We start from the raw sequence: 17600 nt of genomic DNA on the forward strand, positions 1-17600 counted from the left end.
ACGACCGTCGGCCCGAGAACACTCCGTAGAGGGAAGGTTCTTAAGGTAATCGACGGTACGACGAGGCATGGGACTGTTCGACCGACTCCGGGGCGAGAGCGATCCCCGAGTCGTCTTCCTCGGTATCGACGGCGTGCCGTTCAGTCTGCTCGACGAGCATCCGGACGAGTTCCCGAACTTCGCCGCGCTCGCCGAGGAAGGGAGTGCCGGTCCGATCGACAGCATCGTCCCGCCCGAATCGAGCGCCTGCTGGCCCTCGCTCACGACCGGCGTCAACCCCGGCGAAACCGGCGTCTACGGCTTCCAAGACCGTGAAATCGGCACGTACGACACGTACGTCCCGATGGGCCGGGACGTGCAGGCCACCCGCCTCTGGGACCGCGTCGCCAACGACGGCCGCGACGCGACGGTGCTGAACGTCCCGGTGACGTTCCCGCCCCAGCGCAACGTCCAGCGCATGGTCTCGGGCTTCCTCTCGCCGTCGGTCGAGAAGGCCGCCTACCCCGACGCGCTCGCCGAGTACCTCCAGTCGATCGACTACAAGATCGACGCCGACGTGAAGCAGGGCCACGAGGACAAGTCGGCGTTCATGCAGGACGCCCACGCGACGCTCGACAAGCGCTACGAGGCGTTCAAACACTACCTCGATCAGGACGACTGGGACCTCTTCTTCGGCGTGTTCATGACGACCGATCGGGTGAACCACTTCCTGTTCGAGGACTACGAGCGCGACGGTCCCGAGAAGGAGGCGTTCATGAAGTTCTACCGGCAGGTCGACGAGTACATCGGGAAGATCCGCGAGGACCTCCCCGACGACGCCACGCTGATCGTCGCCTCCGACCACGGGTTCACCAGCCTCGACTACGAAGTCCACCTCAACGAGTGGCTGGAGCAGGAGGGCTGGCTCTCCTACCAGGAGGAGGGCCACGAGGAACTCGGGGACATCGCCGACGACACGCGGGCGTACTCGCTGATCCCCGGGCGGTTCTACATCAACCTCGAGAACCGCGAGCCCCGCGGGAGCGTCCCCGAGGGGAAGTACGACGAGGTCCGCGACGAGCTCAAGGCGGAGCTCGAAGCGCTCGAAGGTCCCGACGGGCGGAAGGTCTGCGAGCGCGTCGTCGAGAAGGAGCAGGCGTTCCGCGGCGACCACGACGACATCGCGCCGGACCTGGTGGCGATCCCCAACCACGGGTTCGACCTCAAGGCCGGCTTCACCGGCGGCACCGACGTGTTCGCCGAAGGCCCGCGGAACGGGATGCACAGCTTCGACAACGCCTCGCTGTTCATCGACACCCCCGACGCGAACATCGAGGACAGCGACCTGCTCGACATCGCGCCGACGATCCTCGACATGATGCAGGTCGACTTCAGCCGAACCGAGTTCGACGGCGCGAGCCTCGTTCGGAACTGACTCTCAGGTCGTCGTACTCTGTGTTTTCCCCCTGAATTGAGGGTGTTTCGTATCGACGCCCGGTCGTGAGGGGGAGGGTAGCTCGATTCGGTGACTTCTGGAACGGTGACTGAGACAGCAGCTCGATCGTCGGCTTCAGCAATGGCGACCGCGACAACAGCTCGACCGGCGACTTCTGGAACGGCGACCGCGACAGCAACAGCACCTCGATCGTTGGCACCTTGTGACCGCACCGCCCCGCACAGCCCACAGACCTCCCCAGCCGACTCGCTCCCTACGGTCGCTCGTCCTCCGAGGGAGCAAAGCTCCCTCGTGCCCTCGCTCGTTTCACTCGCGAGGACCTCGCGCGCTCGTTCGCACACAGAGGCGTCGTGCGGGCGACCCACGCGTCGCCCGCACGGCCAGCGAGACCGTCGGTCTCGCCCTGCTCACGTCGCGCGCCGGCAGCGACCGCGGTGCGGCCGCGGTGGACGCCTCGCGGCCGGCAGTCGTCGCCGGCCGCGGGGGGAGGGGTGGGGACTCCGCGCTGTGCCGGACCCTGTGTCCGGCACACTGCGGTCGCAAGTAGTCAAGCATCGAGCTGCTGTTGCTGTCGGTAGCATCCTCTACACAAAACACCTCGAACTACTGTTGCTGTCGGACTCCTCGTCGACGGAAATCCGCTAAGCCAACTCCCACTCGCCCGCTTCGTCGACCTCGCGCAGCAGCCCGCGTTCGGTCAACTGCTCCAGCGCGTCCTCGACGGCGGCCGCGTCGGCGTCGACTGCCTCCGTGATCGCCCGGAGCGAGCCGTCGGTCGTGACGACCGCCGACAGCACCGCGGCGTAGAACCGCGAGTCGGCCTCGGCGCCGATGTGGCCGTTGAGCCGGTCGAGCACCTCGTTCAACCGACCGTCGACCCAGCGCTGAGCCAGCGAGAGCTCGCGTTCGAGGCTCTGAAGCCGGTCGAACTCCTTGGCCAGCCCCTCCAGCCCGTCGCCCTCGGGTCGGTCGTCGATGTCGATGTCCAGATGCGAGCAGCGACCGGTCATGTCGAGGCCGCGGCTGGCGGGGTAGGCGCTCTTGGCGCCGAAGCTGTGCGGCGAGACGCTCACCTCCAGCCGGACCGCGCGGGCGATGTGGAAGTACTTCCGCCGCTGGTCGTCGGTGTGGCTCTCGACCAGCCCGGCCTCCTCCAGCTTCCGCAGGTGGTCGATGACGGCCTTCGGGCTCACGCCGAGGTACTCGCTGATCTCCGTGACGTAACAGGACTTATGCGAGAGTAACCGCAGGATGCGCCGGCGGTTCTCGTTGCCCAGGAGGTTCAGCAGTACCGCCGAGTCCATACTCGGGCTTGGCGGCAGGGAGCAAAAAGGCTGTCTCACTCGGGGACGGGGACGATCCCGGCGACGGCGCCCGTTTTCCGCCCCGACGTGCCCCGAGCCTCCGAGCTACGACGCCGTCTCCACGTCCGCCTCGACCGCCGCGTCGATCCGCGACCGGATCCCCGCCGTTCGGCGCGTCACGAACGACGCCAGTTCGCCGGGGAGTCCCTCCCCCTCGACGGAGTCGTCGACGGTCGAGAGTCGCGTCCGGAGCGACTCCAGCCAACGGTCGGCGTCGTCCGCACGGCCGTCGCGGGCGGCCGCCCGAGCGGCGACGGCGACCAACAGCGCGGCGTCGACGCGCCGAACGACGCCGGCGACGCCACCCCCACCGTTCCCCCTGTTCCCGTCGTCGTCCTCCTCGTCCGCCTCCTCGAGCAGGCTCTCGACCGCGTCGTCCACCCCGTCGACGAGGTCGCCGGCGTTCTCGTACGCGGCCGCGACGACGCTTGCCACCCGCTCGTCGTCGATGTTCTGCCCGGTGGGGACGTCGTCGATATCCTCGTCGTCCCGCAGTGCTGCGGTCTGTAGCCGGGTCTCCACGAGGAACCGGAGCAGGAAGTCAGTCAGCGCGACCTTCCCCGTCTCGATCCCGGCGAGATCGATCGCGTCGTCGTCGGGGTTCGGGTTGACCCGGCGCGCCCCCTGTGCCCCCGACTCGTCGCGGATCGCCGCGGTGTAGGCGCCCTCCCGGTGGACGTAGATCCCGAACCGCCCGTCCTCCCCCGGCGGGCGGCCGTCGTACACCTGTCCGGCGAAGTCGTCCTCGAACGCAACCGACTCGAGCGTCCCCGGCGCCTCCCCGCGAACCTTAACGGCGTCCTCGTTGGCACTCATCGGGATCTCTCCCTCGACCCCGGCGCGGGTCGTGCCGCCCTCGTGGGTCAGTTTCTCGCTGTAGGGCGCCATCCCCGCGCCGTTGACGGTGAGCTGGTGCTCACCCGCCTCGGGGTTCTCGACGGCGAGCACGCCCGAGAACGAGGGGACCGCCTCCGGATCGCTCTCAAGCAGCGCGACGGTCTCGATCGAGGGCGCGAGCAGCGCGACGCCGTTGCTCCCCGGGGCGTCGTCGGCGCCGGTGGCCTCCCGGACGGCCCCGAGGATACGGCTCACGTCGCCGCCGGCCTCGATCGGCTCGTAGCGGTCGGCCAGCGCCGCCCGGTGTTGGGGGTCGCTGATGTCGGTCGCCGGGTTCTCGAACCGGGGCTGGCTCCACGGCACGCCGACGGTGGTGAGGTGGCCCGAGACGGCGTCCTCGACGAACTTCGGGACGGTGAAGCTGAAGCTCAACTGCGGGCCGGTGAACGCGTCGATCTGCCGGAGTTCCTCGGTATCGATCAGCTCGTATCGGGCGTCCGCGTCGGCGGCCGTGTCAGCACGGGCGTCCGGGACGAACGCCACGTCGCCCTCGCGCTTGGGGATGTCCTCGGGCGGGCTCGCCAGTTCGCCGTACGAGTCGACGGTGAGCTCGTCCGGGACCAGATCCCCGGGGCTGACGTTCGGCAGTCGGTCGTGTTCGGGGAGTCGATCGCCGTCGTACTCCGGGATCGCGTAGGGGAGCACCAGTCCCTCGTCCCGCGGGAGCCCGTACGCGAGCGGGAGCGACGCCTCGCCGGAGATCACCTCGACCGGATCGTTGCTGATGTCGGGCGCGAGCCCGTCGACGGCGGTGCGCTGGAACGTCGTCGGCCGGGCGTTCACCCCGAGCGTGCTGGAGTGGGAGCCGACCTCACTGATGATCGACGCCCGCGCCACGTCGGGGTCGAGGTGCTCGTTGTTCGGCACCTTCCGGGAGTGGGCTGAGGCGACGAACAGCACCGGCTCGCCCGTGTCGGACACCGACTGGTCGGTGCCGGAGGTCGTCGACTCGGTTCCCGAGGCTGTCGCCGTGCCGTCCGCCGACCGGTCGACGAACACGTGTAACACCTCCCAGTCGTGCCAGTGGAAGTTCGTCGAGAACTGATCGAACGCGGAGTAGACCCAGAACTGCACGCAGGACAGCGACGAGTCCGGGTAGTCGACGGCGTGGTAGAACACCGTCGGGTTAGGGTAGTCCGTCTCGCGGCCGTCCGCGGTGTAGCCGTCGAGCGCGTCGAACCCGTCGACGATCGTCTCGCCGTCGCGCTCGGTCGTGTACTCACGGGGGTCCGTCGCGGGCCACTGCTCGCGCGCGCCGTAGTACAGCGTCGGCGCGTGAGCCTCGGCCAGCCGGCGGGACTCCTCGGGACCGATCGCGTCGGTGTCGGCTGGCTGGCCGCCGGTGAACAGGTACGCGCCCCCGGCCGCCGCACCGCTGCCGGCGAGGAGGGCGAGCAGGCGGCGTCTGCCGAGGCTGTCGAGATCCACGGTCGTTGGCTCCGGTTCCGCGCGGACGGGCATGTGTCTTTGGCTGCCACCGAAGGCGTGATACGCCGGCCAGCCCACCGCTTCCGCATGGACGCAGCACTCGTGGTTCTCGACGGCTGGGGGCTCGCGCCCGACGATCAGGCCGGCCGGGACGCCGTCGGCGCGGCGGCGACGCCGAACTTCGACGCGCTCCGCGAGGCGGGGGCGTTCGGGACGATGACCGCCCACGGGCGCCGGGTCGGCCTGCCCGAGGGACAGATGGGCAACAGCGAGGTCGGCCACACCCACCTCGGCGCCGGCCGCGTGGTCAAGCAGCCCTACACCCGGATCAACGACGCCATCGCGGCGGACGAACTGGGCGAGATCGACGCGATCAGCGACGCGTTCGAGTACGCTGCCGACCACGACGGCCGAGTCCACTTTGCGGGGCTGGTCAGCGACGGCGGCGTCCACTCGGATCAAGCCCACCTCCACGCGCTGATCGAACTCGCGGCCGAACGCGGCGTCGACGCCGTCACCCACGCGTTCACCGACGGGCGGGACACGCCGCCGAAAAGCGGCGTCGAGTACCTCACCGAACTTCAGCGGGTGATCGACGAGCACGGAACCGGCCACGTCGCCACCGTCACGGGCCGGTACTACGCGATGGACCGTGACCACAACTGGGAGCGGACCCGGGAGACGTACGACGCGATCGTAAATCGGAAAGCGCGATACGAAACTGGGTCCGCGGTCGCCGCAGTCGAGGAAAGCTACGAGCGCGGCGAGACAGACGAGTTCGTCGAGCCGACGCTGGTTTCGGAAGGACCAGCGCTGGAGGACGGCGATTCGGTGATCGCGTTCAACTTCCGGGCCGACCGCACCCGACAGCTCTGTCGGCTTCTCGGCGGCGTGAACACCGACGGCTGGCCGTTCGAGCTCGACCGCCCGGAGACCCGGCTGACGACGATGACGCGCTACGAGGAGACGTACCCGTTCCCCGTGGCGTTCCCGCCGAACGACCCCGATCGGACGCTCGGGGAGCTGTGGGCCGAGAGCGGGCGGACGCAGCTGCGGGTCGCCGAGAGCGAGAAGGAGCCTCACGTCACCTACTTCTTCAACGGCGGGCGGGAGTCGCCGTTCGACGGGGAGCGGCGCCGCATCGTCGCCTCGCCGGACGTGGCGACGTACGATCTCCAGCCCGAGATGTCCGCGGCGGAGGTGACCGACGCGGCGGTCGCGGCGATCGCCGACGACGAGCGCCACCCCGACGCGCTGGTGCTCAACTACGCCAACCCGGACATGGTGGGCCACACTGGCGACTTCGACGCCGCTGTCGAGGCCGTCGAGGCGGTGGACCGGGAACTCGGTCGGCTCGCCGACGCGGTCGCCGAGGCGGGCGCGCACCTGCTCGTGACCGCCGACCACGGCAACGCCGACGACATGGGGACGCCGGAGTCGCCCCACACCGCCCACACGTTCAACCCCGTCCCGCTGATCTACGTCTCGCCCGACGGCGACGCCGACGGGCGATCGATCCGCGACGGCGGCTCGCTGCCCGACGTGGCGCCGACGATCCTCTCGCTGTTGGGGAGGGAGCAGCCCGAGGAGATGACCGGCGAGTCGCTGTTCGAGTAGTTAGCGCGCGTCCGCATCTGCGAGGTGGCGGTACGCCGGCCCGGCGAGCAGGAGGACGGCGGCGGCGCCGGCCGCGAGGATCAGTGGCAGGTCGATCACGGCGCCCAGCCCCTCCCGGAGCACGCGCTCGATCGACCGCCCGGCGACGATGCCGGCGACGGCCCACGGGAGTTCGCCGATCGCGGTCCCGACGAGGAACGCCCGCAGGGGGACGCCCGAGAGCCCGACGCCGACCGAGACGGCGTCCGACGGCGCCGGGAGCAGGCGGCTGACGATCACGCCGCGCAGGTCGCCCGTGGCGTCCATCGCTCGCGCGCCGGCGGTCGCGAACCGGCCGCCGTCGGCGGATCGGCGGGCGAACAGGAACGGCGGGACGCTGGTGAGCGCGATCAGCGCCAGCGCGATCGGGAGGCCCCGGAGTCCCCAGCCGTAGCCGACGACGACGGCGATCAGCGTGGTCGGCCACGCGAGCAGGGGGCGGATCAGCGCCAGCACGACCAGCGCGGCCGTGAAGCGTAGGGGGTCCGCGGCCAGCCAGTCCAGTCGGGTGAGCACCCACCGCGGCGAGGTGAGCGCGGCGCCGAGGCCGACGACGAGGAGGACCGCGAACCCCAGCACCGCACGAGTGCGTCGCTGCACGGCCGTCCTCCTCGCCGGAGGGCGATGGGGCTTGTGGTCGCGAGTGAGAACCACTTTCAGTTACTTCAGTAGCTATTTGAAACTTCAAACAGTTGTTCCAGCATGGACAGGCGGCGCTACCTGCAGGCCGTCGGCGTCGGCGGTACGCTGGCGCTCGCCGGCTGTACCGCCGGATCGAGCGAGGGCAATGCTGCCGGGTTCGACGGCGCGGGGACGCTCAGCCTCGCGACGGCGACGACGGCGTACGACAGCGGCCTGCTCGACGCCGTCGTGCCGGGGTTCGAGGAGGCGTTCGGCGCCTCGGTCCGGACGCTGCCACGCGGCACCGGCGGCTCGCTGGAGACCGCCCGCAACGGCGACTGCGACCTCGTGATAGTCCACGCTCGCCCGCTGGAGGATCGCTTCCTCCGGTCGGGCCACGGTCTCAACCGTCGCGGGCTGATGGTCAACGACTTCCTGCTCGTCGGCCCGACCGACGACCCCGCGGGGATCGCGGGGAGCGGTCCACGCGCTGCCTTCCGCGCGATCGCCGAGGCCGAAGCGGCGTTCGTCTCCCGGGGCGACCGCTCGGGGACGCACATCCGCGAGCAGCGCATCTGGGAGGCGGCGGGCGTCGACCCCGGCGGCGACTGGTACCGCGAGACCGGGCAGGGGATGGGCGACACGCTCGCCGTCGCCGAGGGGCTGGGCGCGTACACGCTGACCGACCGCGGCACGTTTCTCACGGTTCGCGAGGGGTCGCTGACGCCCCACGTCGATCGGGGGATCGACGACCCGCCGGCCCTGCTGCGCAACGAGTACGCCGCCATCCCCACGAACCCGGCCCGCCACGACGTTGCGTACCCGCTCGCGATGGCGTTCGTCGGCCACCTGACCGGTCCTGCGCGCTCGACGATCGCCGAGTTCCGCGTCGACGGCGAGCGGGCGTTCCGGCCGCTGGGCGCGCGGGAGGATCCGAACTTCGAACAGTACGTCCCGAGCGACTGGGAGCGCTGACCGTCCCCGGACCGAGAGACACACAAGGCCTCGCCGCCCAGCACCGCCAATGAGCGAGATCGACGTGGAGCCGGTCGACGCCGTCGAGGACGAGGAGTCCGTCGACGTGGCGTCGGCCGGCCACGACGCCCCCGAGACGCTCGACGCGGAAACCGCCCTCCCCGAGACCGTCGACGCGCCGGAGTACGTCCTCTACGGCGGGAAGGGTGGCGTCGGGAAGACCACCTGCGCCGCGGCGACGGCGCTGGCCTCCGCCGCGGCCGGGACGAAGACGCTCGTGGTCTCGACCGACCCCGCGCACTCGCTGTCGGACACGCTCGACACCGACATCCCGGCCCACCCGAGTCGGCTCCGGGAGGACGTGCCGCTGTGGGGCGTCGAGATCGACCCCGACGCCGCGATGGAGGAGGGCTTCTTCGCCGCCCAACAGGAGGAAGGCCCTGTCGGCGACCTCGCGGGGATGCTCGGCGACGGCGCGGGGATGGAGTCGCTGCTCGGCGGCACGATGCCCGGCGCGGACGAGGCCGCGGCGATGCAGAAGCTGATCGAGCACATGGACGACCCGCGGTTCGACCGCGTCGTCGTCGACACGGCGCCGACGGGGCACACGCTGCGCCTGCTCCAGCTACCCGAGATGCTCGACACGATGGTCGGCCGGATGGTGAAGCTCCGCCAGCAGTTCTCCGGGATGATGGACGGCATCAAGGGCGTCTTCGGCGGCGACGACGACGAGGAGGCGGCGGGCAGGCAGGACCTCGACGAACTCAAGGAGCGCATCGAGCGCCTGCGAACGCTGCTTCGGGACCCCGATCGAACGGACTTCCGGGTGGTGATGGTGCCCGAGACGATGAGCGTCACCGAGTCCGAACGCCTCGTCGAGCGACTGGACGAGTTCGACATCCCGGTCAGCACGCTCGTCGTCAACCGCGTGATGGAGGACCCCGCCGACGTGGCGGATCTCGACGACGTCGACGACGACTGGATCGTCACGCCGAATCTCGAGGAGTGTGAGTTCTGCCAGCGGCGCTGGTCGGTGCAGCAGGACGCGCTCGGCCGGGCGAGCGACCTGTACCGCGGCCGGGACGTGAAGCGCGTGCCGCTGCTGGCCGACGACGTACGTGGGGAAGCTGCGTTGCGGGTCGTGGCGGCCTGTCTGGACTGATTCGTGGGTGGTGAGTGGGGTTTCTGGCTTGTCGATAACTGAGTCGTTGGCTGCTACCGCGACGGCGACAGCATCTGGATCGCTGGCAACTGGAACAGCGACGGCAACCGCAACAGCGTCTCGATGCTTGGCAACTTGTGACCGCAGTGCGCCGAGCACGAGGCTCGGCGCAGCGCCGAGTCCCCACTCCTCCCCCGCGGGCCGGCGACTGCTGCCGGCCCGCGGCGTCCACCGCCACCGCACCGCGGTCGCTGTCGGCGCGAAGCGTTCGCGTCGACGGACGCGAACCGAGCGCGAGGGACGACCGACTGAGCGAAGCGAAGGAGGGAGTCGGCTGGGGAGGTTCGAGGGCTGTGCGGGGCGGTGCGGTTACAAGGTGCCAACGATCGAGCTGCTGTTGCTGTTCGCGGCTACTTCCAAGAGAGCCACGGCGAGAACGATCCACTACATCACACGCGCTACGAAAACCGAGAGAACTCCGCACCCAAACTCCGTTCAATCCATCCGCTTCCGCGCGAACCGCATCGCCAGATCCACCACGGAGTCCGGCAGGAACCGGCTCTTCACCAGCAGCTTCGCGACCGTCCCCACGGGCATCCGCGCGGGCGGGTCGGTGAGGTTCGCGGCGTCGACGATCGCCGTCGCGACTTCCTCGGGTTCGACCGCGCCGGGACCGTCGCCGCCGAGCACCTGCGTGTCCTCGAACGCCGACCAGAACCACTCGTAGGCGTCGGTGCGCTCGGCGGCGTCGCTCTCCTCGGTCGCGCGGTCGTTGAACTTCGTCCGGACCGGACCCGGCTCGATCAGCACCGCGTCGATGCCGTGGCCGTCGACCTCCCAGCGCAGCGAGTCGGTCATCGCCTCCAGCGCGAACTTCGATCCCGAGTAGGCGCCGCCGCCGGGCATCGACACCCGGCCGGCGACCGAGGAGAGGTTCACGATCGTCCCCTCCCCGGCCTCGCGCATGTGCGGGAGCACCGCCCGCGTGAGCCGGTGCGGGCCGTAGACGTTCACTTCGAACTGGTCCTCGACGGCCTCGACGGGCACCTCCTCGGTCGGGCCGAACTGGGCGTAGCCGGCGTTGTTGACCAGACAGTCGATCCGGTCCTCGTTCCGGAGCATCCGGTTCACGACGTTTCGCACGTCGCTGTCGTCGGTCACGTCGAGTTCGTCGGTGACGCAGTTCTCGTGGGCCTCAAGGTCGGCGATGTCGTCGGGGTCCCGCGCGGTCGCGTACACCGTCCACCCGTCGTCGAGGAACGCCTCGGCGGTGGCGCGGCCGATACCGGACGAACAGCCAGTGATCAGCACCGTCTCCGGTCGCATGAGTACGTGCTCGACCGGGCGAGGGTTAAGTGTGAGCAAACAGGGCCGAGAGCGCGAGCTACTCGGACGCCGCCTTCACGTCGTCGGCGTAGCGATCCGCCAGCCGGGTCGGCTCGGGGAGCTTGTACCCCGCACACAGCGCGTCCACCAGATCGACCGTCGTCGACGCCGAGACGCGGTGGCCCGGCGAGACGTAGAGGGGGTTGATCGACTGGGCGCGGTCCCACTGCCGGGACTGGTAGGCGTGGCCGATGGTGGTGCCCGCGGGCGCCTCGACGCTGTCGTCGGCCTCGATCGGCGTCGACCAGCCCGCAGGCCGATCGTCGACGGGTTCGGCGGGCGTCCCACAGAGGAGGCTCTTCGCGACGCCGATACTGGGCAGGTCGAGCGCGACGCCGACGTGGGTCGCGATGCCGGCCTGCCGGAAGTGGATCCGGCCGGAGCCGTCGAACACCGCCAGATCGGGATCGACCGACAGTTCCTCGAACGCCGCGAGGATCGGCCCGCCCTCGCGGAACGCGAGCAGGCCCGGGATGTAGGGGATCGACAGCGGCGTCACCGCGTGGGTGCGCTCGATCACGGCGCCGTCCTGGATCGCCACGATCGCCGAGACCGCGCGCTCGTCGAGGAACGCCTGATCGACGCCAACGATCACCGGCGCGTCGCTGGTCCCCAGTCGTTCGTTGCCGGTGCTGTCGGCCTCGACTGGCCCGTCCACACCGACAGTCGCCGGATCGAACGGCAGGTCGTCAGTGAAGGTGGCGGCGTCGGCGATCTCGCGCTGGAGATCCTCCATCTCCTCGCGGGAGAGCGCCGGGTCGGGACGGAACTCGGGGCGGTCGAGCGCCACGGCTCAGAACCGTCCCCCGCCGCGGCCGGGACCGCCCGGTCCCCCGCCGCCGAACTGGAGCTGTTGGGGTGGTTCGACCTGCCCCTGTACGTAGGTGCCGTAGAGGAGGCCGATCCCCAGCCCCGCGAGGTGAGCCCAGTGGGCGACGTTCCCGCCGCCCTGGAACGCGCCGAACCCCTGCAGCAGGCTGAAGCCGGCGAAGCCGATCGTGAGCAGCCAGATCGGCACCGGGATGAAGAAGTAGAGGTACACCGTCAGCCCGGGGTTCAGGATGGTGAGCACGCCCATGATCGCCAGCAGCGCGCCGCTGGCCCCGAGGACGCCCACCGAGACGGTCGGGCCGACCAGCGCCACCGTCGCGCCGATCTGGGCGAGGCCGGCGACCGCGCCCGAGACGAGGAACAGCCCGACGAAGCGCTTGGTGCCGATGCGGCGCTCGACCACCTGTCCGAAGAAGAAGATCCCGATGCTGTTGGCCGCGATGTGGACGATGCCGCCGTGGGCGAACACCGAGGTGAACCACGTCCAGACGTACTCGGGGTGGCTCGACCGCAGCACGAACAGCGCGTCCTCGATCCCCCGCATCTCGAACGCTCGGAGTCCGAGTTGGACGATCCACGTCACCCACATCAACAGCAGGAGCACGAACGTCGCGTTGTTCCGGACGTAGCTCCGCCAGAGCGATCGGGCGCGCTCACGGACGCCGAGTCGGCTCCCGCCAGTCGAGCCGGCGTCGCGCTCCTCGGCCTGATCGAAGACGCCGACGGGGTCGTCCCACTCCAGCCCGGGACAGTCGTGGTTCTCCGGGAGTCGATGCTCCGCACAGAACGAGCCGCCACACCGGCGACACTCGTAGGGCATGTTCTCTTGCTTCCCACACTCGTCACACGTCGCCATTGGGCCGAGGTTGGCGGGCGCGGCTAATAGGTCTGGGGCTCTCGGCGACGAGACAGACCGGAGAAGCGAGGCGGCGGACGGCGTTCGGTCGTCGGGTCGCACGGTCGCCGCCGTGGTCGGACCGTGCGACCCCGCGCCGTTACTGGTACTCGGTGACCGTCACCGTGTAGCTCCCCGAGCCGCTGTAGGAGTCCACGTCGATCTGGAGATCCGTGGAGTCGTCGGGGGCGTCGATCACGACCGTCTCCTGACTGTCGGCGGTGTAGGAGGCGTAGTCGTAGTCGCTGGGCGTCGCGTTCGCGGTGGTGCCCGTGTTGACGTAGAGGTCGAAGTCCGCGTCCGCGGGACCGTCGAGCTCGATCACGACCTGCGACGGGCTGCTGTAGCTCCAGCCGTAGCTGTAGTCGTCGTAGTCCCAGTAGCCCGAGAGGCTGCCGCTGACCGACGACGACGTGGAGTCGCCGCTGCCGCCGTCGTCGCCCCCGCCACCGCCGCCACCGCCGCCGCTACCGGGTTCGGTGGTGACCGCCGCCGCGGCGTCGACCTGTCCGCTCCCCTGCTCGTCGCTGGAGAGGCCGATGTCGGCGGCCGTGTTCTTGAGGTGGCTCCGGAGGTCGCTGTTCGAGAGCGAGCTCCACTGGGCGAGGGTGAGGCCGGCGACGCCGGAGACGACCGGCGTCGCCATCGAGGTGCCCGAGAGCTGCTCGTACCCCCCGCGGGTCTGCGTCGTCGTCGAGAGCACGTCGACGCCCGGCGCGGCGAGTTCGACCGAGCTGCCGTACTGGGAGAACGACGCGAGGTTCTCGCTGTCGTCGACCGCCGAGACCGCGAGACATTCGGAGTACGCTGCGGGGTAGGAGACCGACGAAGAGCCGTCGTTGCCCGCCGCCGCGATCACGAGCGCGCCGTTGTTCGTCGCGTAGCTCACCGCGTTCTTCATCGTCTCCGTGTAGCCGCCACCGCCGAGGCTGAGGTTGATCACGTCGGCGCCCTGATCGGCGGCCCACTGGATCGCGTCGGCGATGTCGGCGGTGGAGCCGCTGCCGTTCTCGTCCAGCGCGCGGCCGTTGATCAGCGTGGAGTTCCCCTGCCCGGCGACGCCGGTGCCGTTGTCGACGACCGCCGCGGCGCAGCCGGAGACGTGGGTCGCGTGGTACTCGCTCTGCGCGTCGTCCGGCGCCGGGTCGCCGTCGCTGTCGACGAAGTCCTGGCCCGGGTCGCTGGCGTAGTTGCCCGCGAGGTCCGGGTGGTCGTACTGCGCGCCGGTATCGACGACGGCGATGGTCACGTCCGAACTCCCGAACGTCGTGTCCCACGCCGTCGGCGCGTTCACCTGCTGGGGCGCGTACTGGTCGCCGAACTGCGGGTCGTTCGGCGTCGCCAGCGCCTGATGCGTGGCGTTCTTCTCGGCGTACTTGATGTGGTCTTTCTTCGTGATCGCCTCGATGAAGTTCTCCCGGGCCTCGTCGGCGGCCGTGCTCGGGAACTTCACCGCGACGTAGTGCAGCGTCTCGTTGCTGTGGACGACCTCGGCGTTGCCCGGGACGTAGTTCGCGACGGTGCTCGTAATGTCGTCCGCCGTCGCGGAGACGCCGACGAGGATCTCCTCCTTCTTCGGGCCGGCGCCGCGGCCCGGCGTCGCGGTGCTCACGCCCGCGAAGGCCGCGGCGGCGCCCAGCGCGCCGATACCCTTCAGAACGCTCCGTCGACCGTGGCCGCTGTCACCGTCTGACATGGTGTGCCATCACAACCGCGGATCGGACGTATATTTCTGTCGAAATAGACTGAATATTTCTTGTTAGCTCGTAAATGATTCTCTCTTTCGACGTTCTATCATCAATTCGAGAGCCGATCGGCGAGTCCCGGAAGCGATATGCCGGGGCGGACGCAGGCAGGTGTATGGACTGGGTGCGGCGGCTGTTCGGCGAGCGGCGCGAGGGGGTCGCGCTGTTCGTCGACGGGCCGAACGTGTTACGCGACGAGTTCGACGTGGATCTGGACGACGTGCGTGCGGCCGCGGCCGCCTCGGGTCGGGTCGTGTCGGCGCGGCTCTACCTGAACGAGCAGGCGCCGGGCAGCCTGATCCGGGCGGCGGAGGCCCACGGGTTCGAGGTGATCACCACCAGCGGCGACGTCGACGTGAAACTCGCCGTCGACGTGGCCGAGTTCGTCCTCCGGAACGGCGTCCGGACGGTCGCGATCGCCTCGCGAGACACCGACTTCAAGCCCGCGCTGGAGCTGGCGGGGCGGGAGGGCGTGCGGACGCTGGCGATCGCGCCGGGGAGCTACGGCCGCTCGGACGCGCTGCGAAGTGCCGCCGACGAGAGCGTCACGCTGGAGGAGTAGGCTGATTCTCTGCCGATTGCCGTACTGGTGAGCGGTGGCGCGAAGCGGTCGCGCCTCCGTGCGCGACCCGAGCGCGAGGGACGACCGACTGAGCGAAGCGAAGGAGGGAGTCGGCTGGGGAGGTCTGTGGGCTGTGCGGGTGGGTGGGACTGAAAGGGGCTGTCGGCTCGACGAACCCGGACGACGCAAGCACCGCAGGCGAGCAACGCGAGCCGAGGAGCGCAGCGAGTCCCGGGAGTCGAGCCGACAGGGGCTTTCGGGGTGTTGCTGATCCAGCTAGTAGATCACGAGAGAGTAAGACAACTCGAAGATATGTTGCCGAAGCGGAATCGCTCCGATACGCCTTTCTCAGTGCCCCACCCACCCCAAGCCGTGACCGAGAACGCAGAGCGCCGACTCGCCCGCCGGATCGCCGGCGAAGTGGTCATCTCCGACGATCCCGGCGCGACGCTGCGGAAGTGGCGCACCGACTTCGAGGTGTCCCAGACGGCGCTGGCCGAGGAACTCGGCGTCTCCTCGTCGGTCGTCTCGGACTACGAGAGCGGCCGCCGGGAGAGCCCGGGGATCGGCGTCGTCCGGCGGCTCGTGGAGGGGCTGCTCGCGATCGACGCCGCCCGCGGCGGCGCGCACATCCGCCAGTACGCGCGGGTGGTGACCGCGGGGTTCGAGAGCGACATCGTGCTCGACCTCCGGGAGTACACCCGCGCGGTGCCGATGGCCGAGTTCTACGAGGCCACCGGCGCGACCGAACTCGCCGACGGCGGCGCCGAGCACGTCAACGGCCACACCGTAATCGACAGCATCGAGGCGATCACCCGCCTCTCCAGCGAGGAGTTCTACCGGCTCTACGGCGAATCGACCGACCGCGCGCTCGTGTTCACCGAGGTGACGCGCGGCGAGTCGCCGCTGGTGGCGCTGCGCGTGCTCACGCCGACGCCGAACGCGGTCGTGCTCCACGGAATCGAGCCTGAGGACGTGTGGGACCACGCGCCAGCGCTCGCGAAGCGGGACGGCTTCTCGCTCGCGGCGTCGACGAAGGATCTCGACGAGATGCTGGCGGACCTGCGGGCGCTGCCCTGATCGACCCGCGAAAACGCGGGCTTAAACCGCTCGAACGGGAACCACGGGTATGAGCGATTCAGCCGAGCGCGTCCCCCTCACCTGCCCGTCCTGCTCGCCCCACGAGCGGACGGTCCACGAGGTGCTGTCGCCGGGCGGGCAGTCGACGGTTCGCTGTACGGAGTGTGGCCACGTCCACAAGGAGACGATCGAGACGCCCGAGGAGGTCACTGTCGACGTGGTGGTCTCACAGGACGGCGACTCGTACAAGACTACCCTCGACGCCGAGAGCGAGCAGGAGATCGAGACCGGCGACGAGTTCGTCGTCGAGACCGAGGCGGCGATCCAGCAGGTCGAGGTCACGAGCATCGAGGTCGGCCCCGAGCGCCGCACCGAACACGCCGAGATGGACGAGGTCGAGACCGTCTGGACCCGCGTCGTCGACAACGTCGGCGTCAACGTCACCATCCACCCCAAGGAGGGCGACGGGCGCAACGAGCAGTCCCGCAGCACCAAGGTGTTCCTCCCGGGTGACTTCGAGTTCGTCGTCGGCGAGAGCTACGAGTTCGGCGACGACGAGTTCACGGTCGACAGCCTCCAGCTCCGTGACGCCGTCGCCGACGACTACCGCCACAAGAAGCTCGACCACGAGGGCGACCTCGCGTTCGCGAAGGACATCAAGCGGGTGTTCGGCCGCGACGAGCGGACCAGCGCCTGGTCGGCCTGGTAGCGGAAGCGATTTCTCCGACCCGTTCGGTCGTTCGTCCCCATGAGCGACGACGCCACCGACGACCCGGCGGCACGCTTCGAGACGACCGCCGAGCAGTACGCCGTCTACCGCCCGGAGTACGACGATCTGGCGATCGACCCCCTGCGCGAGCGGTTCCTCGACGGCACCGGCCGGCTGCTCGACCTCGGCTGTGGCACCGGCCGCCTCGGCGTCGCGCTGGCCCCACACGTCGCGGAGGTCGTCGGCGTCGATCCCAACGACGCGATGATCGAGCACGCTCGCGAGCGCGCGACCATCGTGGGTGCTGAGAACACCGAGTGGCGCGTCGGCAGCGATGCCGACCTGCCCACAATGGCCGACGAACTCGACCCGCTCCGGCTGACCGTGATGGGTCGATCGTTCCACTGGATGGATCAGGACCGGACGCTCGACACGCTGTACGACATCACCGAAGACGGTGGCGGCGTGGCTCTCCTGAGCGACACCGAGTGGCTGGCCCGCGGCACCGCCGACTGGCAGGATGCGGTGTACGAGGCCGTCACCGAGTTCCTCGACGATCCGCCCGAACGCACGGGACCCGTGGAGTACGAGGAGTCGTGGGGCGACCTGCTCAACGAACACGGGTTCGACGACGTCGAGGAGCACGTCGTCGAGGTCGAGCGCGAGTGGGACGCCGACGGCGTGGTCGGCTACCTGCTCTCGCTCTCGTTCTGCTCGCCCGCCGTGCTCGGCGACGACCGCGAGGCGTTCGAGAGCGCGGTTTGCGAGCGACTGAGCGAGTTCGACGAACCGTACGAGGAGGCGGCGACCGTCGACGTGATCGCCGGCGAACGGTAGCGTCGAACGGCGCCACG

Annotated in this window: 15 protein-coding genes; 8 read left to right on the forward strand and 7 right to left on the reverse strand. The window is 69.7% G+C overall.

The features are described from left to right. Window positions 1–67: 67 nt before the first annotated feature. Window positions 68–1414, forward strand: a complete 1347-nt coding sequence (locus ACYQZ5_RS10565) for an alkaline phosphatase family protein (protein WP_379732000.1) — start codon at window positions 68–70, stop codon at window positions 1412–1414. 662 nt (window positions 1415–2076) lie between these two features. On the opposite strand, the gene ACYQZ5_RS10570 is transcribed toward ACYQZ5_RS10565, so the two are convergent. Both ACYQZ5_RS10570 and ACYQZ5_RS10575 read right to left on the reverse strand, forming a co-directional pair. Continuing rightward, window positions 2077–2739: an ArsR/SmtB family transcription factor gene (locus tag ACYQZ5_RS10570; RefSeq protein ID WP_379732988.1), complete on the reverse strand. Its 663-nt coding sequence runs from the start codon at window positions 2737–2739 to the stop codon at window positions 2077–2079. A gap of 105 nt (window positions 2740–2844) precedes the next feature. Continuing rightward, window positions 2845–5157 carry a hypothetical protein gene (locus ACYQZ5_RS10575; protein ID WP_459846123.1) on the reverse strand — a complete coding sequence of 771 codons (2313 nt, stop codon included), beginning with the start codon at window positions 5155–5157 and terminating at the stop codon, window positions 2845–2847. 54 nt (window positions 5158–5211) lie between these two features. Between ACYQZ5_RS10575 and gpmI the strand changes: the two genes are divergently transcribed. After that, a complete protein-coding gene (gene gpmI, locus ACYQZ5_RS10580) occupies window positions 5212–6741 on the forward strand; it encodes a 2,3-bisphosphoglycerate-independent phosphoglycerate mutase (RefSeq protein WP_459846125.1) in 1530 nt (509 codons plus the stop codon). On the opposite strand, the gene ACYQZ5_RS10585 is transcribed toward gpmI, so the two are convergent. Beyond that, a complete protein-coding gene (locus ACYQZ5_RS10585; RefSeq protein ID WP_459846127.1) occupies window positions 6742–7380 on the reverse strand; it encodes a TVP38/TMEM64 family protein in 639 nt (212 codons plus the stop codon). It abuts the gene before it with no gap. 102 nt (window positions 7381–7482) lie between these two features. Between ACYQZ5_RS10585 and ACYQZ5_RS10590 the strand changes: the two genes are divergently transcribed. Both ACYQZ5_RS10590 and ACYQZ5_RS10595 read left to right on the forward strand, forming a co-directional pair. Then, window positions 7483–8376, forward strand: coding sequence for an ABC transporter substrate-binding protein (locus ACYQZ5_RS10590; protein ID WP_459846129.1), 894 nt, complete (start codon window positions 7483–7485; stop codon window positions 8374–8376). Window positions 8377–8425: 49 nt separating this feature from the next. Further along, window positions 8426–9538, forward strand: coding sequence for an ArsA family ATPase (locus ACYQZ5_RS10595; protein ID WP_379732660.1), 1113 nt, complete (start codon window positions 8426–8428; stop codon window positions 9536–9538). A 495-nt stretch (window positions 9539–10033) separates the two neighbouring features. On the opposite strand, the gene ACYQZ5_RS10600 is transcribed toward ACYQZ5_RS10595, so the two are convergent. The 4 genes from ACYQZ5_RS10600 to ACYQZ5_RS10615 all read right to left on the reverse strand — a co-directional run bounded on the left by ACYQZ5_RS10600 (window position 10034) and on the right by ACYQZ5_RS10615 (window position 14346). Then, window positions 10034–10864 (reverse strand): SDR family oxidoreductase, encoded by an 831-nt coding sequence (locus ACYQZ5_RS10600; RefSeq protein ID WP_379730982.1) that lies wholly within the window; start codon window positions 10862–10864, stop codon window positions 10034–10036. A 58-nt stretch (window positions 10865–10922) separates the two neighbouring features. Then, on the reverse strand, window positions 10923–11660 hold the full coding sequence (locus ACYQZ5_RS10605) for an endonuclease V (protein WP_379730991.1): 738 nt from the start codon (window positions 11658–11660) through the stop codon (window positions 10923–10925). 57 nt (window positions 11661–11717) lie between these two features. Then, complete coding sequence (locus tag ACYQZ5_RS10610; RefSeq protein ID WP_379730983.1) at window positions 11718–12611, reverse strand: rhomboid family intramembrane serine protease; 894 nt, start codon at window positions 12609–12611, stop codon at window positions 11718–11720. 139 nt (window positions 12612–12750) lie between these two features. After that, a complete protein-coding gene (locus ACYQZ5_RS10615; protein ID WP_379730984.1) occupies window positions 12751–14346 on the reverse strand; it encodes a S8 family peptidase in 1596 nt (531 codons plus the stop codon). Between the two features lie 164 nt (window positions 14347–14510). Between ACYQZ5_RS10615 and ACYQZ5_RS10620 the strand changes: the two genes are divergently transcribed. The 4 genes from ACYQZ5_RS10620 (at window position 14511) to ACYQZ5_RS10635 (ending at window position 17583) form a co-directional block, all read left to right on the forward strand. Next, on the forward strand, window positions 14511–14957 hold the full coding sequence (locus ACYQZ5_RS10620; protein ID WP_379730985.1) for an NYN domain-containing protein: 447 nt from the start codon (window positions 14511–14513) through the stop codon (window positions 14955–14957). Window positions 14958–15329: 372 nt separating this feature from the next. Next, the gene (locus ACYQZ5_RS10625; protein ID WP_379730986.1) at window positions 15330–16037 is read left to right on the forward strand and encodes a helix-turn-helix domain-containing protein; all 708 of its coding nucleotides are present in this window, start codon (window positions 15330–15332) and stop codon (window positions 16035–16037) included. A 49-nt stretch (window positions 16038–16086) separates the two neighbouring features. Then, complete coding sequence (locus ACYQZ5_RS10630; protein ID WP_379730987.1) at window positions 16087–16746, forward strand: HVO_0476 family zinc finger protein; 660 nt, start codon at window positions 16087–16089, stop codon at window positions 16744–16746. Between the two features lie 39 nt (window positions 16747–16785). After that, window positions 16786–17583: a class I SAM-dependent methyltransferase gene (locus ACYQZ5_RS10635; protein ID WP_379730988.1), complete on the forward strand. Its 798-nt coding sequence runs from the start codon at window positions 16786–16788 to the stop codon at window positions 17581–17583. The last annotated feature ends 17 nt before the right edge of the window (window positions 17584–17600 follow it).

The organism is Halolamina salina, assembly GCF_054653455.1.

What these genes read in the sequence shown, in the direction of transcription:
- ACYQZ5_RS10565 (WP_379732000.1), top strand. Translation starts at nt 68, where the DNA reads ATGGGACTGTTCGACCGACTCCGGGGCGAGAGCGATCCCCGAGTCGTC.
- ACYQZ5_RS10570 (WP_379732988.1), bottom strand. Translation starts at nt 2,739, where the DNA reads ATGGACTCGGCGGTACTGCTGAACCTCCTGGGCAACGAGAACCGCCGG.
- ACYQZ5_RS10575 (WP_459846123.1), bottom strand. Translation starts at nt 5,157, where the DNA reads ATGCCCGTCCGCGCGGAACCGGAGCCAACGACCGTGGATCTCGACAGC.
- gpmI (WP_459846125.1), top strand. Translation starts at nt 5,212, where the DNA reads ATGGACGCAGCACTCGTGGTTCTCGACGGCTGGGGGCTCGCGCCCGAC.
- ACYQZ5_RS10590 (WP_459846129.1), top strand. Translation starts at nt 7,483, where the DNA reads ATGGACAGGCGGCGCTACCTGCAGGCCGTCGGCGTCGGCGGTACGCTG.
- ACYQZ5_RS10595 (WP_379732660.1), top strand. Translation starts at nt 8,426, where the DNA reads ATGAGCGAGATCGACGTGGAGCCGGTCGACGCCGTCGAGGACGAGGAG.
- ACYQZ5_RS10600 (WP_379730982.1), bottom strand. Translation starts at nt 10,864, where the DNA reads ATGCGACCGGAGACGGTGCTGATCACTGGCTGTTCGTCCGGTATCGGC.
- ACYQZ5_RS10605 (WP_379730991.1), bottom strand. Translation starts at nt 11,660, where the DNA reads ATGGAGGATCTCCAGCGCGAGATCGCCGACGCCGCCACCTTCACTGAC.
- ACYQZ5_RS10610 (WP_379730983.1), bottom strand. Translation starts at nt 12,611, where the DNA reads ATGGCGACGTGTGACGAGTGTGGGAAGCAAGAGAACATGCCCTACGAG.
- ACYQZ5_RS10615 (WP_379730984.1), bottom strand. Translation starts at nt 14,346, where the DNA reads ATGTCAGACGGTGACAGCGGCCACGGTCGACGGAGCGTTCTGAAGGGT.
- ACYQZ5_RS10620 (WP_379730985.1), top strand. Translation starts at nt 14,511, where the DNA reads ATGGACTGGGTGCGGCGGCTGTTCGGCGAGCGGCGCGAGGGGGTCGCG.
- ACYQZ5_RS10630 (WP_379730987.1), top strand. Translation starts at nt 16,087, where the DNA reads ATGAGCGATTCAGCCGAGCGCGTCCCCCTCACCTGCCCGTCCTGCTCG.
- ACYQZ5_RS10635 (WP_379730988.1), top strand. Translation starts at nt 16,786, where the DNA reads ATGAGCGACGACGCCACCGACGACCCGGCGGCACGCTTCGAGACGACC.